The sequence below is a fragment of the Roseococcus sp. YIM B11640 genome (assembly GCF_049727625.1).
Taxonomy (GTDB): domain Bacteria; phylum Pseudomonadota; class Alphaproteobacteria; order Acetobacterales; family Acetobacteraceae; genus Roseococcus.
In genome coordinates this window covers 1,287,085-1,304,341 of sequence record NZ_JBBJOZ010000001.1, presented here as the reverse complement: position 1 = coordinate 1,304,341, position 17,257 = coordinate 1,287,085, and the positions used below count along the sequence as shown (strand labels likewise).

Sequence of the window (17,257 nt, the reverse complement as noted above, 5' to 3'; positions counted from 1 at the left end):
CTCATCGGGACGCTAGGGCATCACGACGCAGGTCAGCGTGGTCTTGGACTGGAGCGCCGACACGGCGAGCCGGTTCGCCGTCCGCGCCAGCTCCCGCCGGGTGAAGCCATTCGGAGCGAGCTCGGAGGCTGGAGAGATGATCTCGCCGCCATCGCTGAACCGGTGCGTCACCGCGATGCGGCCCTGGCTGATGTTCCGCAGGTCCACCCGGTTGGTGAAATAGCCCCGGCTGAACTCGCTGGACCAGTTGGTGATGTCCAGCACCTGGCGGCATTCGACGGGCGTCTGCGCCTGCGCCAGGCTCGCCGCGGGCAGCATGAGCAGGGCTGCGAGAAGTGTCGGGCGCATGGCGGCCTCCTTCAGCGCGCGGTGCAGGTCAGCCGCGTCGCGGCGATGATCTCGTTCGGGGAATAGCGGTTGGTCGTCCGGGACACCTCGCGCCGGGCGGGCGCCCGCGCGGCGATGACCCGCGGCGCCGACCCGATGGCGCCGGGCCCGGTGAAGACGTGGGCGATCTCCACGGGCTGGCTCAGCTTGTTCACCAGGTCGACCCGGTTCGAGTAGTAGCCACGCTCATAGACGCTGGTCCACGTCATCTCGAAGGCCGTGCTGCAGGCGAGGACGGTGCCGGCCGGGTAGGACTGGGCCTGGGCGGGGGCGGCCAGGGGAGCCATCAGCATGGCAGCCAGCCAGATTCGTCGCATGGGAGTTTCCTTTCCGTATGCCCACATCTTGCCAAACTGGCAGGCCTGGGACCAATCGAAGCCTTCCATGCCGCCGATAGGCAAGGCCATAAGGCCCGGCTTGCGCCCTTTCCCGCCCCGCGTCAGTTTGCGGCGGCTTTCTAAGAGGATTTCCAATGTCCGCGACCGTCCCTGACAGCTTCGACGTCATCGTCATCGGCGCCGGCCCTGGCGGCTATGTCTGCGCCATCCGGGCCGCCCAGCTCGGCATGAAGGTGGCCTGCGTCGAGAAGCGCGCGACGCTCGGCGGCACCTGCCTGAACGTGGGCTGCATCCCCTCCAAGGCCCTGCTCCACTCGACCGAGCACTACGACGAGGCGAAGCACAAGTTCGCGACCCATGGCGTCGTGGTGGGCGAGGTCTCCTTCGACCTGCCGCAGATGATGAAGCACAAGGCGGATGTGGTCGGCGCCAACGTGAAGGGCGTCGAGTTCCTCTTCAAGAAGAACAAGATCACCTGGCTCAAGGGCGCGGGCAGCATCCCGGCGCCTGGCAAGGTCGCCGTGGACGGCAAGGAATACGCCGCCAAGCACATCGTCATCGCCACCGGCAGCGAGAGCATCCCGCTCCCCGGCGTCGAGGTGGACGAGAAGAAGATCGTGACCTCCACCGGCGCGCTGGAGCTGGAGACGGTCCCGGGCCACCTGGTCGTCATCGGCGGCGGCGTGATCGGGCTCGAGCTCGGCTCCGTCTGGAAGCGGCTGGGCGCCGAGGTCACGGTCGTCGAGTTCCTGGACCGCCTGGCCCCCGGCCTGGACGCCGAGGTCGGCAAGCAGTTCGACCGCGTGCTCCAGAAGCAGGGCATGAAGCTCAAGCTCAAGACCAAGGTCACGGCCGCCAAGGTCACCGACAAGGGCGTGGACCTGACGCTGGAACCCGCCGCCGGCGGCGCGGCCGAGACGCTCTCGGCCGACATCGTGCTGCTGGCCATCGGCCGCCGCCCCTATCTGGAGGGGCTCGGGCTCGACAAGGTCGGCGTGAAGCTGACCCCGCGCGGCCGCGTCGAGGTCGGCCCGCATTTCGAGACGAACGTGCCCGGCATCTACGCCATCGGCGACGCGATCGACGGCGCCATGCTGGCCCACAAGGCCGAGGACGAGGGCTCGGCTCTGGCCGAGATGCTCGCCGGGCAGAAGCCGCACATCAACTACGACGCCATCCCCTCGGTCATCTACACCTGGCCCGAGGTCGCCGCGGTCGGAAAGACCGAGGAGGAGCTGAAGGCCAAGGGCGTCGCCTACAAGGTCGGCAAGTTCCCCTTCACGGCCAATGCCCGCGCCCGCGCCATGGCCGAGACGGACGGCTTCGTGAAGGTGATCGCCGACGCCAAGACCGACCAGGTCCTGGGCGCGCACATCATCGGCCCGGATGCCGGCACGCTGATCGCGGAGCTGGCCATGGCCATCGAGTTCGGGGCGAGCAGCGAGGACGTGGCCCGCACCTGCCACGCCCACCCGACGCTGAGCGAGGCGGTGAAGGAAGCCGCCCTCGCCGTCGAAGGCCGGGCTTTGCACATCTAAGCCCTCGAACGCCGGGCGCGCGCATCCGCGCGCTCGGCTTCGCCGCGCGCCGGATCGAGCCGGGGCCGCCTTACTATCTTACCATCTTACTATCTTACCGCTCGCCGACGCGGACGCACCTCGCCACCAGCGAGCCGCCATTATAGGAAATTTGTCCTTATTTCTCAAGCGCGACGTGACGCGGCCGCCGTCATGACCGGCGCATGTCGGGGCGACCGCTATTCGGAGCGGAGGTTCGCCCGCTGCACCACGCCGCCCCAGCGCTCGCGCTCGGTCACCAGGAAGCGCGCGAAATCGTCCGGCGTGGGGCTCGTCTCGATCTCCACGCCGTTCTCCACCAGGCGCGCCCGGACCGTCTCGTCCGACAGGGCCGCGTTGAGCGCGGCATGGACGCGCAGCACCGCCTCCTGCGGCGTCCCCGTCGGCGCGAGCAGGCCGTACCAGGTCGCGCTCTCGATCTCGGGGAAGCCTTGCTCCACCGAGGTGCCGAGCTCCGGCAGGATGGAGGCGCGCTGCCGGCCCGCGATGGCCAGCGCGCGCAGCCGGCCTGCAGCGAGGAAGGGCAGGAAAGGCGCGGCCGCATTGGTGATCATCTGCACGCGGCCCGCCACCACGTCCGTCAGCGCGGGCGCGGTCCCCCGGTAGTGCACGAACTCGATCGGAAAGCCGAGCGTGACCGCGATCATCGCCCCCAGCGCATGCGCCGTCGTGCCCGCGCCGGGCGTGCCGAAGGTGATGGTGGGATGCGCGCGCGCATGGTCGCGCAGCTCGGCAAGGTTGCGGACGGGCACGGACGGATTCACCGCGATGACGTTCGGCCCCGCGCCGACGAGGCCGATGGCCGAGAACCCGTTTGCCACGTCATAGGGGACGCGCGGATGCACGAGGCTCGAGATCACGAAGCTGCCGCTGCCCGCGAGCAGCAGCGTGTAGCCATCGGCCGGCGCCTTCGCGACGAGATCGTTGCCGAGGATCCCCCCTGCCCCGCCCCGGTTCTCGATCACGATGGCCTGGCCGAGCCGCGCCGACATCGCCTCGGCCAGGATGCGGCCCACGATGTCGTTGCTGCCGCCCGCGGTGAAGGGAATGACCAGCCGCAAGGGCCGCGCGGGAAAGCCCTGCGCCCGCGCGACGGCGGGCGTGGCGAGCAGCGCGAGGGCCGCGCGGCGCTGGATCATGGAAGCTTCCCCGATCTTATTTGATCGGAAGCAGGCCCCGAAACACGGGGCCTGTCCAGCTCAACTCCGCTTCTCCTGCGCGTTCCGCAGCAGCGCGAGGCCGCGATACACGCCATGCACCATCTTGCTGTAGGGCAGCACCAGGAAGAGCGCGAGCACGAGGCCGAGATGCAGCGCCAGCATCACCCCCATCGCGCCCGTGTGCCGCACCACCAGCAGCAGAAGCCCCGTGATGGAGACGGAGAAGAGCAGGCCGAGCATGGCGTACTCGCCGCCCAGCAGCCGCTTCGCCACGGGGCCCGGATCGGTGACCGTCTTCACCCAGAGCAGCCCCGCCGTGCCGATGCACAGCAGCACGCCGCCCCAGGTGCCGAACTGCACCGGCAGGCTCAGGAAGGCGTGCGGCGACTTCCAGCCGAAGAGATGGTGGTAGATCGCGCCCGTGGTCGTGGCCGCGAAGCAGAGCATGAAGCCGTAGAACATGGACTGGTGGAACCAGCGCCGCGTCTGCGCGAAGCTGTCGTCCAGGTCGTTGCAGCCATGCCCGCCGCCGCCCAGGTTGCGCAGCGTCAGGATGTCCACCGCCGCCGTCGCGACGGGCTGCGCGGTGATGGGCTTCTGTCCTTTCCCCGGCGCCGTGCCGCGCCAGAAGCGGATGGCGCCCATCGTCATCGCGACGATGGCGTAGCCGAAGGTCAGCCCCGCCATGCCCGTCATCAGCCAGTAGGGAATCACGCGGAAGAAGGCGCCCGTGCCGGTCTGCGCCGTGTACAGGATCGCGGGATCCTGCAGGCCCATGGTCAGCAGCAGCACGGCCGTCACGGCCAGCACCGCCGTCAGCGTCACCAGCGTGCCGTTGCGCTCGAACAGGCGCCCCATCGGGGCGGGCCAGGCGTATTCGGCGTAGGATTCCTGGCGGATGGTCGCGAAGGTCGCGGGGATGTTCACGCCGAAGGGATGCGGCGGCGCGTACTGGCACGCGTGGTAGCAGCCCTTGCAGGAATGGCAGAGGTTCGCGAGGTGCGTGAGGTCGCCCGTCGTGAACTCGCGGCGCAGCGTCATGGCGGGGAAGACGGCGCAATAGCCCTCGCAATAGCGGCAGGCGTTGCAGATCTCCATCTGCCGCCGGGCTTCGATGACGGCTTCGGATTCAGTTGCGGACATACTTGGCTGCCCCCTCTCCCGCGAGGCGACCGAAGACGGTGCCGATGGTCATGCCGAAGCCCGCGAGATAGCCCTGGCCGAGGATGTTGCCGGCCATGATCTCGCCGGAGGCGAAGAGATTCCCGCTGGGCTTGCCGTCGGCCATCATCACCTGCGCGCGCTCGTTCACCTTCACGCCCAGGAAGGTGAAGGTGATGCCCGGCGCCAGCGGGTGGCCGTAGAAGGGCGGCGTGTCGATGCGGCGCGCCCAGTGCGTTTTCTCGATCGCGAGGCCCTTGGTACGGCAATCGTCCAGCTTGTTGCCGTGGAAGGTGCCGGGCTGAACGGCGGCGTTGTACTCGTCCACCACCGCCTGGAGCTTCGCGGCATCGAGGCCGAGCTTGCCCGCCAGCTCCGCGATGCTGTCCGCCTTCTCCGGCGGGAAGACGCTGGGAAGGTAGTTGTGCAGCGCCTGGCTGTCGGTGATGGCGAAGGCGCGCTGGTCGGGCTGCTGCGCGATGAGCCGCCCCCAGATGGCGTACCGCTTGGGCCAGACATCCTCGCCCTCGTCGTAGAAGCGGTCGACCCTCTTGTTCACGACGATGGAGAAGGGCACGCAGTCGAGCCGCATGGCGAGCCCGCCATCCACCATCGGCGCGCGTGCGTCGTTGGCGACGGCGTGGAACTGCGTGGGATCGCCCACCTCCTGCACGCCGCCGGCGAGCAGGTCCTTCAGCACCGTCCCCTGGGCATAGGGCGTGCCGCGGATCTGGAAGTTGTCGGCCGCGTCGCCCCAGTATTCCCGCAGCCATTCGCGGTTCGCCTGGAACCCGCCCGCCGAGGCCACGATGGCCTTGAAGCGGATGCGCTCGGGGAAGCCGCGCCAGGAGACGATGGCCTCGGTCGCGAAGCCGTCGCGCAGCTCGATGTGCTGCACCTCGGTGTCGTAGAGGATGGTGATGCCGAGCTTCTCGGCCGTGCGGTACAGCGCGTTCACCAGCGCCTTGCCGCCGCCTAGGAAGAAGGCGTTGGTGCGGCTGAGGCTGAGGGTGCCGGAAAGGCTCGGCTGGAAGACCACGCCGCAATCGGCCAGGAAGCCGGGCGCGTGCTGGCTCGCGCGGATGGTCATGCGCGCCAGCTCCTCGTTGGTGCGGCCACCGGTCACGCGCAGCAGGTCGTCCCAGTACTCTTCCTCGAGATAGCTCTCGGTGAGGACGCCCGTGGGCTTGGGGTGCAGCGCGCGAAGATTGCGCGTGTGACGGCTGTTGCCGCCGCGCATCGGTTTGGGCGCGTGCTCGGCCACGACCACGCTGGCCCCCGCCTGCCGCGCGGTGATGGCGGCGCAAAGGGCCGCGTTGCCCCCGCCCACCACCAGCACGTCGTAGGTGCGGGTGAAATCCATCCTGTCAGTTACTCCCATCCGGAACGGATTGTATCCGGCTGTATCCCGGCATGTCCATATGGGCTATGATCGCGCCATGGACGGCCAGACGCAGATCGGACGCGGCCAGGAGGCCTATGAGCGCGTGCGCGAGGCGATCCGCGACGGCTCCTTGCCGCCTGGCGTGCGCCTGACGGAGACCGACCTCGCCGCCCGCTTCGGCGTCTCCCGCACACCCATCCGCCAGGCCATCGCGCGGCTGGAGGCGGAGGGGCTGCTGACGCACGAGCCGCGCCGCGGCCTCTCCGTCACGCGGCACGACCATGCCCAGATGGTCGAGCTCTACGCGATGCGCGAGATCCTGGAGGGCGCGGCCGCGCGCCTCGCCGCCCAGCATGCGAGCGAGGTGGAGCTGGCCGCGATGGAGGAGCTGGTGGCGCGCGAGCCCGCCTGCCTCGGCGATGCCGCGCGGCTGGTCGAGGTGAACCAGAGCCTGCACGGGCTGCTCTACCTCGCCGCGCACAACCGCTACCTGCTGCGCAGCCTGGAGCAGCTTTCGGCCGCCATGTCGCTCCTGCCCTCGCTGCTGACGCGCGGCGGGCGGGCCGAGGAAGCGCATGCCGAGCACCGGGAGCTGCTGGCGGCGCTGCGCGCCCGCGACGGGGAGGCCGCGGAAGCGGTCGCCCAGCGCCATGCGCGATCCGCCCAGCGGCACCGGCTGGCTTGGCTGGTGCAGACGGGCGGCGTACCTGTGGCCGCACCAGGCGGCACCCCCCAGGAGCAGCGATGACCGAGACGGACCACGAGATCTACGCCCGCCAGGGCATGGGCCAGACCTCCGGCATGGGCGAAGCCCCGGCACTGGTCATCGTGGATTTCGTGGTGGGCTTCGCCGACCCCGCGCATTTCGGCGGCGGCAACATTGCCCCGGCCATCGCGGAGACGGTGAAGCTCCTCGCCTTCGCCCGCGCCCAGGGCTGGCCGGTGGCGCATACCCGCGTGGTTTATGCCGATGACGGCTCGGACGCGGGGGCCTTCACGCTCAAGGCGCCCTCGCTGCTGAAGCTGACCGAGACCTCGCCCCTCTCGCAGATCCTGCCGGAGCTGACGCCCGCGCCCGGCGAGCTGGTCGTGCGCAAGCGCGGCGCCTCGGCCTTCTTCGACACGCCGCTGAAGGGCTGGCTCACCTTCCGCCGCGTGGACACGCTGATCGTCGCGGGCTGCACCACGTCGGGCTGCGTGCGTGCGACGGTGGTGGATTCCATGCAGCACGACTTCCGCACCATCGTCGCCACGGATTGCGTGGGTGACCGCGCGCTGGCGCCGCATGAGGCGAATCTCTTCGACATGGGCCAGAAATATGCGGACCTCATGACACACGCCCAGATATCCGCGAGTGTTCGCCCTCGGAACTGAGGGAAGCAGGCGATGCCCGATATCCTGGGCTGGCGGAAGATCTTCGGCGTGATGGGCCCCTCCACGAACACCGTGGTGCAGCCCGATTTCGACATGATGCGCCCGCCCGGCGTGACGGCGCAGTACAGCCGCATCTTCACCCCCGATTCCGACGCGGTGAGCAACGAGAGCTTCCGCGCCGGCGTCGAGGTCATCGGCGCCAATACGCTCGACGCCGTCCGCAGCGTCATGACCGCAAGCCCGGACTACCTCGTGATGGGCATGAGCGCCGTGACCTTCTTCGACGGGGCCGAGGGCGCCGACCGCTTCGTCCGCAGCGTGGAGCAGGAGAGCGGGCGGCGCATCAGCATCGGCTCGCATTCCTGCACCGCCGCGCTGAAGGCCTATGGCGGCATCCGGCGCCTCGCGATCCTCTCGCCCTACTGGCCGAGCATGAATGCCGAGGTGATCCGTTACTTCTCCGACATGGGCTACGAGGTCGTGCGCGACCGCGCGCTCCAGTGCCGGAGCTGGACGGCCATCGCCAAGGTCCCGCCCTCGACGCTGGCGCCCGTGCTGCGGGAGCTGGACGGCGACGACGTGGACGCCATCATCCAGGTCGGCACCAACCTCTCCATGGTGCGCCTCGCGGCGGCGGCCGAGCTCTTCCTCGGCAAGCCGGTCATCGCCATCAACACCGCCACCTGGTGGCACGCGCTGCGCGCCAATGGCATCCACGACAAGCTCGACGGCTTCGGCCGCCTGCTCGCGGAGTTCTGAACATGCGTTTCGACGAGATCACCGCGCCCAGGCCCACCCCGGAAAGCCTCGCCGCCGACGCCGCCGAGGTCGCGACGCTGCTGGACAGCGGCGCCCGCGAAGAGGCCGTGGCGAAATGGGACGCCCAGCGCCGCAGGACCGATACCTGGAGCGCGCTGGTCCATCTTCGCTTCGCGCAGGACACCACCAGCCCCGAGGCCAAGGCCGCGCGCGAATATGCCGATGCGCTCTCTCCCGTCGCGACGGGGCATGAGGTGGACATCAAGCGCCGCCTGATCGACGACCCCGACCGCCCGGGCGTCGAGGCGCTGGTCACGCCGCATGTGCTGCGGCTCTGGGAAACCGACATCACCACCTTCGACCCCGTCATCGCGGCGGATCTGGAGGAGGAGTCGAAGCTCTCCGCGCGCTACACCGAGCTGCTGGCCTCGGCGAGCTTCGAGATCGGCGGGACCAAGGTGAACCTCTCCGGCCTCGCCCCCTATGCCGAGAGCAACGACCGCGAGATGCGGCACCGCGCGGAAAGCCTGCGCTGGGCCTTCTTCGAAAAGAACGGTGCCGAGCTCGACGCGATCTACGACGCGCTGGTGAAGCTCCGGCACGGCATGGCGCTGAAGCTGGGCGATGAGAGCTTCACGCCGCTGGCCTATCGCCGCATGCGCCGGGTGGATTACGACGCCGCCGATGTCGCGCGCTATCGCGACCAGGTGGCCGAGCACGTCGTGCCACTGGTCGGCCGGCTGCTGGAGGCGCGGCGCCAGGAATTCGGCTGGGACAAGCTGCGCTACTGGGACGAGGCGCTGGTGGACCCCGCCGGCAATCCGGCGCCTATCGGCGACCACGACACGCTCGTCGCCGCCGCGCAGACCATGTTCGACCGGATGGATCCGCGCCTCGCGGAGTTCTACCGGATGATGGAGGCCGGCGGCTTTCTCGACCTGAAGAACCGCCCCGGCAAGGCGGGCGGCGGCTTCTGCACCTCCTTCCCCACGGTCGGCGCGCCCTTCATCTTCGCGAACTTCAACGGCACGCATCACGATATCGGCGTCTTCACGCATGAGATGGGCCACGCCTTCCAGTGCTGGGAGAGCCGGCACCAGAAGGGCGTGGACCAGCTCTGGCCGACCATGGAGGCCTGCGAGATCCACTCGATGGGGCTGGAGTTCCTGACGCATCCGCAGATTGGGCTGCTGGTGGGGGATGCGGCGGCCGGCCGCTTCCGGCGGATGCACCTCATCACCTCGCTGGCCTTCCTGCCCTACGGCGTCTGCGTGGATCACTTCCAGCACGAGGTCTTCGCGAACCCGGGCGCCACGCCCGAGGAGCGCCATGCGATCTGGAAGCGGCTGGAGGCGCGCTACATGCCGTGGTCGGATTATGGCGACATCGCCTACCTGGCGAAGGGCGGGCGCTGGCAGGCCAAGCACCACATCTACAACAGCCCGTTCTACTACATCGACTACACGCTGGCGCTCTGCTGCGCGCTGCAGTTCTGGGCCAGGTCGCGGCGCGACCCGAAGGGCGCGCTGGATGCCTATGTGGCGCTGTGCGAACGCGGCGGCTCGGCCGCCTTCCAGGATCTGGTGCGCTCCGCCGGGCTGGTCTCTCCCTTCAGCGCGGGCGCGCTGGAGGAGGTGGTGCGAGAGGCCGAGGGCGCGCTGGGACTGTAGCGGGCAAAAATCACCCGCTCGTCAGGGTGAACTCCGCGCCGCCCTTGCCCGCGAAGCGGGCGATGAGCCGCGCGCGCGAGGCGTGGCGGATGGTGAGCGCCGCGCCAAGCCCGCGCTCATCGAGCGCACGCTTCAGCGAATCCACCTCCGGATGCTCCGCTTCCAGCGCGACGAGGCGCAGGTGGCTGTCGTGAAGCCGCTTACCCGCGCGCTCGCCTTTCCACTCGATCATCGCGGGAATCATATTGTCCATGTCCTGCCGCTGCGGCGGCAGCATCATGCGCCAGGCCAGGTCGCCGCGATGCATCTCGCGCAGCGCGCCGCCGCGCGGCCCCAGGCGGGACTTCACCGCATCCATCGCCGTCGTGCGCGCCACCCAGGTCAGCAGGCGCGGCTCGGCTTCCAGCATGGTCCTGGTCGCGGGGTCGTCGAGGTCGAAGAGGCGGGGCTGCGGCGGGTCGGGCTGCGAGGGATCGGGGGCGATGACCTCCAGGTAGCAGTCAGGCCCCATGCCCACGAGCATGTTGTGCGTGCCGGCGCCGTCATGCCGGCCGCCGGGCTGGGGCTTCACTCCCAGCTCGCGCTCGATGAAGGCGGCACCCTCCTCGAGGGTGCGGGCGCCGATGACGATGTGGTCGATCTCGGCCATGGCTCAGAAAGCCCCGAGTGGCGTGGCGCCGGACATGATCTTTGCGTTCCCCTCGTGAGTCGTCACACTCAGACGATGGGGCCGCGGTCGCGCCGCTGCAAGGAAAACGCCACAAATCCGTGCCTCAGGCGCGATGCGCCCGAGGCCACGATCAACCGATCGCGCGCTCCACGAGCGGACCGGGCGCCGGGATCGCCGCGACCTCGCGGATGATCTTGCGGCGCACCGCCTGCTCGAAGCTCTCGAAGCCCTCGGCCACCATCAGGAAGGCGCCGGGGCCGCCGATCACGCGCTCGCGGTAGTACTCGTCCAGCGGCTGCATGGCGCCGAGGCCCGGCGGCGGCGGCGTGCGGTCGAGCACGGCGAGGCCGTTCAGCACGATGCCCTTGTTCAGCGCATCCTCGCGCGCGAGGTTCACATCGCGGCCGGAGTTGTTGATGCCGTCGCCCGAGATGTCGACGACGCGGCGCGTGCCCTCGAAGCCCTGGCCGAACAGGCCGGAGGCGAAATCCATCGCGCCCGAGATCGAGGTGTAGAGATGCGTCCGGCGCGGTGCGGCGTCGAGCGCCTGGGCGAACCGCTCGGCCGCGGCCGGGCTGTCCAGCTTCATCCAGGGAACCAGGTGCTCCTGGATGTTCCAGTCGGACCAGGTGAAGAAGGTGCAGGCGATGGAGCCGATGGGGCCGCGCATCATCGCCTCGATCAGGCGCGGATCGCGGAAGGCGGCGGCATAGCCGTTGAACTGCATCTCCTGCTCTTCGGCGTCCACCGAGCGCGAGACGTCGACGGCGAGGACCAGTTCCACATCCACCGGTTCCAGCTCCTGCGCGCGGGCGCCGAGGCTGCGGATGAAGACCGGAGCGGCAAGGGCTGCGGTCAGAAGGCGACGACGGTGCATTCGAGCTCCCCCAAATCCAGGAGCCGTGCAGCGCATTTCTCCCAAGTCATGTCCCTGATCTGAACTTCGATCGGACAGGGGTCAAGACCTAATTGTTGCGTTGCAGCATGATCCGCCCGCGCCGCGCAAGCCTCCCGCGACCCTGGCGCAAAGGAAGCTGGCCCGGCTTGGCCGGGATGACCTGCAAGCCGCTGATTCCACGAGGAGGACTGGAATGGGCCATGAACCCATTCCAGGCGATGTTAGTCGAGCAGGGCCGATATGCGACCGACTGAGCCCACGGCCGCCGACCACTTCTGGCCGGGCAAGGGCGGCGCGCCGGTGGCGAGTCCGGCCACCACGAGCACCGCGCCGGCCGGAAGCCCGCCCAGCCGGCGCGCCTCGCCGGCGGCCTCCTCCATCAGCGCGGCCAGGGGCGCGCGAAGCTTGCGGGGATGGCTCCCGGTCGGGCCGATCCGCACTTCGCCATCCTCGGGCAGCGGCAGGGCGCTGCGCTTGCCGACGAGCACGAGGCCGAGCCCGCCGAGGTCGGCCAGCAGGCTCGGTGCGTCGGTGGGCGTGCGGCCGAAGCGGGTCGCGGCGATGTCGATGACGGGGTGGAGCGCGCTGAAGACCGGCGCGCCCTCGCCCAGCCCCTCGGCCAGGACGCCCAGGATCCCGGCGGAGATGCGGGGCTGCCGCAGCGTCGAGAGCGCGACGGGCGTGCCCGCGCGCAGCATGCGCGGCTCCAGCATCGGCGCGGCCAGGCGGGTCAGGCCATCCGGGCCGGGGGCGAGCCGGACGCCGCAGACGTGCTGGCCCAGTTCCTCCACGAGCGCGAGGGCGATGGCCTCGCCGGCCGCCATGTCCTTCGGCGCGGCTTCCGGCGGAAGGGACGCCAGCGCATCGCCGCTGTGCCAGGCTTCGGCGAGCCACTTCGCCGCGGCGGCGGCGGTATCCGGCATCATGAACGCATCACTGAAGGGGCGGCAATTCGGGCATTTCCTCTTCCTGGAAACCGCCGGCCGGCGGCGCGTCCATCTGGACCGCCGGGGGGCCGGACTGGCCGCCATACAGCTGTTCCGGCAGCCATGTCACGATGCCCGGGAAGATGTAGACCATGAGCATGGTGAAGACGACGATGTAGATGAAGGGCATGCAGCCCCTGAAGATGTCCTCGATCCTCACATGCTTCGGCGCTACGCCCTTGAGGTAGAAGGCGGCCATCGCGACCGGCGGCGAGAGGAAGCTGGTCTGCAGGTTCAGCGCGATCAGCACGCCGAAGAACATCGGGTCCACGCCGAAATCGTCGAGCAACGGCAGGAAGATCGGCACGAAGATCACGATGATCTCCGTCCATTCCAGCGGCCAGCCCAGAATGAAGACGATGGCCTGGGCCAGCAGCATGAAGGTGAAGGTGTTGAGCGGCAGCGACTTGACGAATTCCTCCACCACCGACTGCCCGCCGAGATAGCCGAACACCGAGCTGAAGATGTAGGAGCCGACGAAGAGCCAGCAGACCATCGCGCTGGTGCGCGCCGTGAGGAACACGCTCTCCTTCAGCTTCGGGAAGGAGAAGGAGCGGTAGGCCACCGCCAGGATGATGGATCCGAGGCTGCCCATCGCCGCCGCCTCCGACGGCGTGGCGAGGCCCATCAGGATGGCGCCTAGCACCATGGCGATGAGCAGCGCGAGGGGGAAGAAGCTCGTCAGCAGGGCCCAGAGGAGCTTGCCGAAGGGGACCTTCACCTCGTCGGGCGGCAGGCGCGGCGCGACCTCCGGCTTGATGATCGCGATGCCGATCGCATAGACGATGTAGAGGCCGGCCAGCATGATCCCGGGCAGGAAGGCGGCGGCGTAGAGCTGCACGACCGAGACGCCCGCCGTCGCGCCATAGAGGATCAGCATGATCGAGGGCGGGATCAGGATGCCCAGGCAGCCGCCCGCGCAGACGACGCCGGCCGCGAGCTTCGGGTCGTAACCCGCGCGCAGCATGGCCGGGAAGGCAAGCAGCCCCATCAGCGTCACCACCGCGCCCACGATGCCGGTGGCCGTCGCGAAGAGCGCGCAGGTGGCGAGCGTCGCGACGGCGAGACTTCCCGGGATGTTGCCGGAGGCCATCTGCAGCGACCGGAACAGGCGGTCCAGGATGTTCGCGCGCTCGATGATGTAGCCCATGAAGACGAAGAGGGGGACGGAGATCAGCACGTCGCTGCTCATCACCGCGTAGGTGCGCTGGATGAGCAGGTCGAAGACCCGGTCGCCCATGCCGAGGAAGCCGAAGAACAGGCCCATCGCCATCAGCGTGAAGGCGATCGGAAAACCCAGCAGGATGAAGAAGAGGAAGAGGAGAAGCTGCGTCAGGCCGAGGCCGGCATCGGAGATCATGGGGCGTCAGTGTCCCTTGTGGAGCACGGCGTCGCCCTGCGCGAGCTCGCGGGCGAGCTCCTCCGGGGACTTCTCGGCGGCTTGGGCGAGGATGATCTGGTCCAGCTCCTCCACATCGGAAAGGCGCTGCGGCCATTCGCCGGTGCGGATGCAGCGCACGCAGCGCACCACCTCCACGAGGCCCTGCAGCAGCAGCAGGAAGCCGACGACGGGGATGATGCCCTTGAATGGCCAGATGACGGGCCCGGATGGCGAGAACATGCTGTGCTCGTTCTGCAGCCAGCTGAGCTCGAAGAAGTGGAAGCCCGCGACCATGAAGGCGAAGATCGCGGGGAAGAAGAACAGGATGTAGAGAACGAGGTCGAGCATCGCCTGCCGCCGCGGCGGCAGCATGCGGTAGAGGAAGTCGCCGCGCACATGCCCGTTCCGGCTCAGCGCATAGGCGCCGGCGAACATGAACAGCACGCCGTAGAGCATGTACTGGCTGTCGTAGCCCCAATTGGTCGGCGCGGCGAAGAACTTGCGCGCCACGACCTCGTAGGTGATCGCGAAGGTCAGCAGCAGGATGCACCAGGCGAAGGTCTGGCCGGTGATCGTGGAGAGGCGGTCGACGCCCAGCAGCACGCGGTTCACCACCGGGCTGTTCCAGAACAGGATGCCCACGACAAGAGCTGCCACGACGAGCCCCGCGAGCCCGCCGGTAAACATGCTGTCGCTCACGCTCCGCCTCCCCCGTCAGGCAGAATGGGCCCGGGCGGACGCCCGGGCCGCGTCGTCCCGGTGCCGGTCAGCGCCGCGCGAAGAAGTGGTTGTAGGAAACCACCGGGCTGACCTGGTAGCGCAGGAAGAAGTTGCCGACGCGGGCGCACCATTCCCGCTGGCTGTCGCAGATCTTCTTGAACAGCGGGCCGTTCGCGGGGCTGCTGTTGTCGCCCTCCATCTTCGCGATCACGCGGTCCCAGGCCTGGAGCTGCGCGTCCAGGATGGGGCGCGGCGTCGCGCGCACGTTCACGCCCTGCTGCTGCGCCATGGCCAGCAGGTCGCGCGAGTAGCGGTCCTGCAGCTTCCAGGACATGTCGGCCGAGGCGGCCTCGGCGCTGGTGCGCAGGATGGCCTGCTGCTCGGCGGGTAGGCCCTCGATCTTGCCCTTGTTCCAGAGGATCTCGAAGCACTCCACCGCCTGGTGGTAGCTCTGGATGTAGAAGTTCTTCGCGACGTCCGGGAAGCCGAGCACGCGGTCGGAGGAGGGGTTGTTGAACTCCGCCGCGTCGATGACGCCGCGCTCCAGAGCCGGCACGATCTCGCCGCCCGGCAGCGCCACGACGGCGGCGCCCATCTCCTGGTAGAGGTCGGTCGCGAGGCCCACGGTGCGGTAGCGCAGGCCCCGGATCTGCTCGGCGCGCTCGATCGGGTTGCGGAACCAGCCGAGCGGCTGCGTGGGCATCGGCCCGGACATGAAGCCCACGACGTTCAGCCGCAGCGTGTCGACCAGCAGCTCCTTGTACAGAGCCTCGCCGCCGCCGTAGTAGAACCAGCCCAGCATCTGGTTGGCGTCGCCGAACCAGGGCGGCGTGGTCCCGAAGAGGCTGAACGCCTTGTTGCGGCCGAACCAGTAGGCCGCCACGCCGTGCCCGCCGTCGAGCGTCCCGGAATGCACGGCGTCCAGCAGCTGGAACGCGCCTACCACCGCGCCCGCCGCCAGGAGCTCCACCCGCAGCCTGTTGCCGGCGAGGTTATTCACCCGCGTCACGTAATCCTGCGCGAATTCATGGAAGATGTCGCGCTGCGGCCAGGTGGACTGGAAGCGCAGCGTGACGGTCTGCGCCCGGCTCACCTGCGGCGTCATCAGGACGGCGGCGCCGGCGGCCGTGACGGCGCCGGCCTTCAGCAGCCCGCGCCGCCCGGCCGGGACTTCGGATTCCGGACGCGACTCACTCTGCGTGATTTCAGACATTCTGCGCTCCCGAGTATTTTTGCTTCCGCTCGTTCTGGCGGATTTCATCGCAGATAAAGAAACGTCCATCGCTGCGCAATGGTCTATCGTCCCTCAGGCTTGACTCACCGCCCCCCGACGCGCGACGAAGGTGTTGGAACGCTGGGAAAGATGAACGAGCTCCTCGACCAAACCGGCCCGGAGACGACATCGCGAGAGGCACATGCGGGCTACCGCCTCGATGCCTCGGCCGGGCATCTGCTGCGCCAGGCGCACCAGCGGTACCAATCCATGTTCCAGGAATGCGCGGCGGGACTCGGCCTCACCGGGCCGCAATTCGCGACGCTGGTTCGCCTGTCGGAGACGGGGCGCGCCACACAGAATCACCTGGGGCGCCTGGCGGCAATGGATTCCGCAACGGTCCAGGGCGTGGTGCGCCGCCTGATCGACCGCGGCCTGGTCCGCACCGCCGCCGATCCCATGGACCGCCGCACGCGGGTCCTGACCATCACCGAGGAAGGCCAGGTGCTTCTCCGCACCGCGCAGGACGCCGGCATCCGCGCCAACGAGGCGTTGATGGCCCCGCTCTCCCCGGAGGAGCGGGCCAGCCTCATCATCCTGCTGAAGCGGATTTCCCGATAGGCGCATCGAACCGCTGGATCTCGAGCGTGTAGCCCGCCGGGTCGCGGAAGAAGAAATGCGTGATGCCGTAGCGCTCCCAGCGCGCGCAGCTTTCCGGCACATCCACGCCCTTGGCGGCCAATGCGGCGCGCCAGCCCTCCACATCTTCCGTGACCAGGGTCACCATCGCGCTGCCTTGCGCGCGCAGCACGGCCTGCCCCGGCTGCCGCGCGCGGCAGATGCCGAGGAACCCGCCGCCGGCCGCGTAGATCCGCACATCGCCCTGGTCGCGGACGAGCGGGAGTTCCAGCACCTCCTCATAGAAGCGCCAGGAGGCTTCGGGCGCCTCCGCGTAGAGGAAGGTGATCTGCTGCTCGATGCGACTGGCCATGCGGCGTCATCGCATGGGGCGCATGCATTCGTCAGCAAGTGCTTGCGGCGGTCACGGCGCCTCCGCTGAAATAACGGTCCAATCGAAAGGAGGCACGCATGCAGGCGCCCATCCAGATCACGCGGCCGCAATGGATAAAGGATTTCCAAGCCTTCCTCATGCGGGGCAACGTCATCGACCTCGCCGTCGGCGTGGTCATCGGTGCGGCCTTCACCACCGTCGTCACCTCGGTGGTCGAGGATCTGATCAATCCCCTCATCGGCCTGCTAATCGGCGGGATAGACTTCTCCAACCTCTTCGTGGTGCTGACGGGCGAGCGGCAGCCGACGCTGGAGGCAACGCGCCAGGGCGGCGCGGCCGTGATCGCTGTCGGCCGTTTCATCAACGCCGTGATCAAGTTCGTGATCGTCGGCTTCGCCGTCTTCTGGCTGGTGCGCGCGTTGATGAAGGTCGGCCTCGAATCCGGCAAGAAAGCCGGCCCGACGCCGAGCGAGAAGCTGCTCGCCGAAATCCGCGATGAGCTGAAGGTGCAGAACGAGCGCGGCGGGGTCGCGACGCCTCCGCCGGCGTGACGTCCTTCCGGCCCGG

19 protein-coding genes are annotated in these 17,257 nt (G+C 68.9%); 7 read left to right on the top strand and 12 right to left on the bottom strand.

Translation table 11 applies throughout. The features are described from left to right. Nucleotides 1-12: 12 nt before the first annotated feature. Together WJM96_RS06600 and WJM96_RS06595 are read right to left on the bottom strand one after the other, a co-directional pair. Complete coding sequence (locus WJM96_RS06600) at nucleotides 13-348, bottom strand: hypothetical protein (protein WP_424811639.1); 336 nt, start codon at nucleotides 346-348, stop codon at nucleotides 13-15. A gap of 11 nt (nucleotides 349-359) precedes the next feature. Beyond that, nucleotides 360-704 carry a hypothetical protein gene (locus WJM96_RS06595; RefSeq protein WP_424811638.1) on the bottom strand — a complete coding sequence of 115 codons (345 nt, stop codon included), beginning with the start codon at nucleotides 702-704 and terminating at the stop codon, nucleotides 360-362. A 155-nt stretch (nucleotides 705-859) separates the two neighbouring features. Between WJM96_RS06595 and lpdA the strand changes: the two genes are divergently transcribed. Then, complete coding sequence (gene lpdA, locus WJM96_RS06590) at nucleotides 860-2,263, top strand: dihydrolipoyl dehydrogenase (protein WP_424811637.1); 1,404 nt, start codon at nucleotides 860-862, stop codon at nucleotides 2,261-2,263. A 218-nt stretch (nucleotides 2,264-2,481) separates the two neighbouring features. Here lpdA and WJM96_RS06585 read toward each other — a convergent pair whose 3' ends face one another. The 3 genes from WJM96_RS06585 to tcuA are packed head-to-tail and all read right to left on the bottom strand — an operon-like array spanning nucleotide 2,482 to nucleotide 5,986. Further along, on the bottom strand, nucleotides 2,482-3,441 hold the full coding sequence (locus WJM96_RS06585) for a Bug family tripartite tricarboxylate transporter substrate binding protein (RefSeq protein WP_424811636.1): 960 nt from the start codon (nucleotides 3,439-3,441) through the stop codon (nucleotides 2,482-2,484). A 60-nt stretch (nucleotides 3,442-3,501) separates the two neighbouring features. Next, nucleotides 3,502-4,605 carry a tricarballylate utilization 4Fe-4S protein TcuB gene (gene tcuB, locus WJM96_RS06580; RefSeq protein WP_424811635.1) on the bottom strand — a complete coding sequence of 368 codons (1,104 nt, stop codon included), beginning with the start codon at nucleotides 4,603-4,605 and terminating at the stop codon, nucleotides 3,502-3,504. Then, on the bottom strand, nucleotides 4,592-5,986 hold the full coding sequence (gene tcuA / locus WJM96_RS06575) for an FAD-dependent tricarballylate dehydrogenase TcuA (RefSeq protein WP_424811634.1): 1,395 nt from the start codon (nucleotides 5,984-5,986) through the stop codon (nucleotides 4,592-4,594). The genes tcuB and tcuA overlap by 14 nt, the downstream gene beginning before the upstream one ends. Nucleotides 5,987-6,062: 76 nt before the next feature. Between tcuA and WJM96_RS06570 the strand changes: the two genes are divergently transcribed. From WJM96_RS06570 to WJM96_RS06555, 4 genes are read left to right on the top strand one after another with little or no spacing between them, the layout of a single operon-like run. Continuing rightward, nucleotides 6,063-6,755: a GntR family transcriptional regulator gene (locus WJM96_RS06570; RefSeq protein ID WP_424811633.1), complete on the top strand. Its 693-nt coding sequence runs from the start codon at nucleotides 6,063-6,065 to the stop codon at nucleotides 6,753-6,755. Next, nucleotides 6,752-7,381, top strand: coding sequence for an isochorismatase family protein (locus WJM96_RS06565; RefSeq protein WP_424811632.1), 630 nt, complete (start codon nucleotides 6,752-6,754; stop codon nucleotides 7,379-7,381). Before WJM96_RS06570 ends, WJM96_RS06565 begins: the two co-directional genes overlap by 4 nt. A gap of 12 nt (nucleotides 7,382-7,393) precedes the next feature. Continuing rightward, on the top strand, nucleotides 7,394-8,140 hold the full coding sequence (locus WJM96_RS06560; RefSeq protein WP_424811631.1) for a maleate cis-trans isomerase family protein: 747 nt from the start codon (nucleotides 7,394-7,396) through the stop codon (nucleotides 8,138-8,140). A 2-nt stretch (nucleotides 8,141-8,142) separates the two neighbouring features. Beyond that, a complete protein-coding gene (locus WJM96_RS06555) occupies nucleotides 8,143-9,810 on the top strand; it encodes a M3 family oligoendopeptidase (protein ID WP_424811630.1) in 1,668 nt (555 codons plus the stop codon). A 10-nt stretch (nucleotides 9,811-9,820) separates the two neighbouring features. Here WJM96_RS06555 and WJM96_RS06550 read toward each other — a convergent pair whose 3' ends face one another. From WJM96_RS06550 to WJM96_RS06525, 6 genes are all read right to left on the bottom strand, one after another. Then, complete coding sequence (locus WJM96_RS06550) at nucleotides 9,821-10,459, bottom strand: VOC family protein (protein WP_424811629.1); 639 nt, start codon at nucleotides 10,457-10,459, stop codon at nucleotides 9,821-9,823. A 151-nt stretch (nucleotides 10,460-10,610) separates the two neighbouring features. Continuing rightward, on the bottom strand, nucleotides 10,611-11,357 hold the full coding sequence (locus WJM96_RS06545) for a DUF1194 domain-containing protein (RefSeq protein WP_424811628.1): 747 nt from the start codon (nucleotides 11,355-11,357) through the stop codon (nucleotides 10,611-10,613). Nucleotides 11,358-11,599: 242 nt separating this feature from the next. Further along, nucleotides 11,600-12,304: a hypothetical protein gene (locus tag WJM96_RS06540; protein ID WP_424811627.1), complete on the bottom strand. Its 705-nt coding sequence runs from the start codon at nucleotides 12,302-12,304 to the stop codon at nucleotides 11,600-11,602. A 7-nt stretch (nucleotides 12,305-12,311) separates the two neighbouring features. Further along, on the bottom strand, nucleotides 12,312-13,724 hold the full coding sequence (locus WJM96_RS06535; RefSeq protein ID WP_424811626.1) for a TRAP transporter large permease: 1,413 nt from the start codon (nucleotides 13,722-13,724) through the stop codon (nucleotides 12,312-12,314). Nucleotides 13,725-13,730: 6 nt separating this feature from the next. After that, the gene (locus WJM96_RS06530; protein ID WP_424811625.1) at nucleotides 13,731-14,444 is read right to left on the bottom strand and encodes a TRAP transporter small permease subunit; all 714 of its coding nucleotides are present in this window, start codon (nucleotides 14,442-14,444) and stop codon (nucleotides 13,731-13,733) included. Between the two features lie 67 nt (nucleotides 14,445-14,511). Beyond that, the gene (locus WJM96_RS06525) at nucleotides 14,512-15,678 is read right to left on the bottom strand and encodes a TRAP transporter substrate-binding protein (RefSeq protein WP_424811624.1); all 1,167 of its coding nucleotides are present in this window, start codon (nucleotides 15,676-15,678) and stop codon (nucleotides 14,512-14,514) included. Nucleotides 15,679-15,828: 150 nt separating this feature from the next. Here WJM96_RS06525 and WJM96_RS06520 point away from each other — a divergent pair, with 150 nt between their 5' ends. Next, the gene (locus WJM96_RS06520) at nucleotides 15,829-16,299 is read left to right on the top strand and encodes a MarR family winged helix-turn-helix transcriptional regulator (protein WP_424811623.1); all 471 of its coding nucleotides are present in this window, start codon (nucleotides 15,829-15,831) and stop codon (nucleotides 16,297-16,299) included. On the opposite strand, the gene WJM96_RS06515 is transcribed toward WJM96_RS06520, so the two are convergent. Then, nucleotides 16,271-16,669 carry a VOC family protein gene (locus WJM96_RS06515; protein WP_424811622.1) on the bottom strand — a complete coding sequence of 133 codons (399 nt, stop codon included), beginning with the start codon at nucleotides 16,667-16,669 and terminating at the stop codon, nucleotides 16,271-16,273. The genes WJM96_RS06520 and WJM96_RS06515 overlap by 29 nt on opposite strands. A 98-nt stretch (nucleotides 16,670-16,767) precedes the next feature. On the opposite strand from WJM96_RS06515, the gene mscL reads away from it, so the two are divergent. Then, complete coding sequence (gene mscL, locus WJM96_RS06510; protein ID WP_424811621.1) at nucleotides 16,768-17,241, top strand: large conductance mechanosensitive channel protein MscL; 474 nt, start codon at nucleotides 16,768-16,770, stop codon at nucleotides 17,239-17,241. Nucleotides 17,242-17,257: the final 16 nt, after the last annotated feature.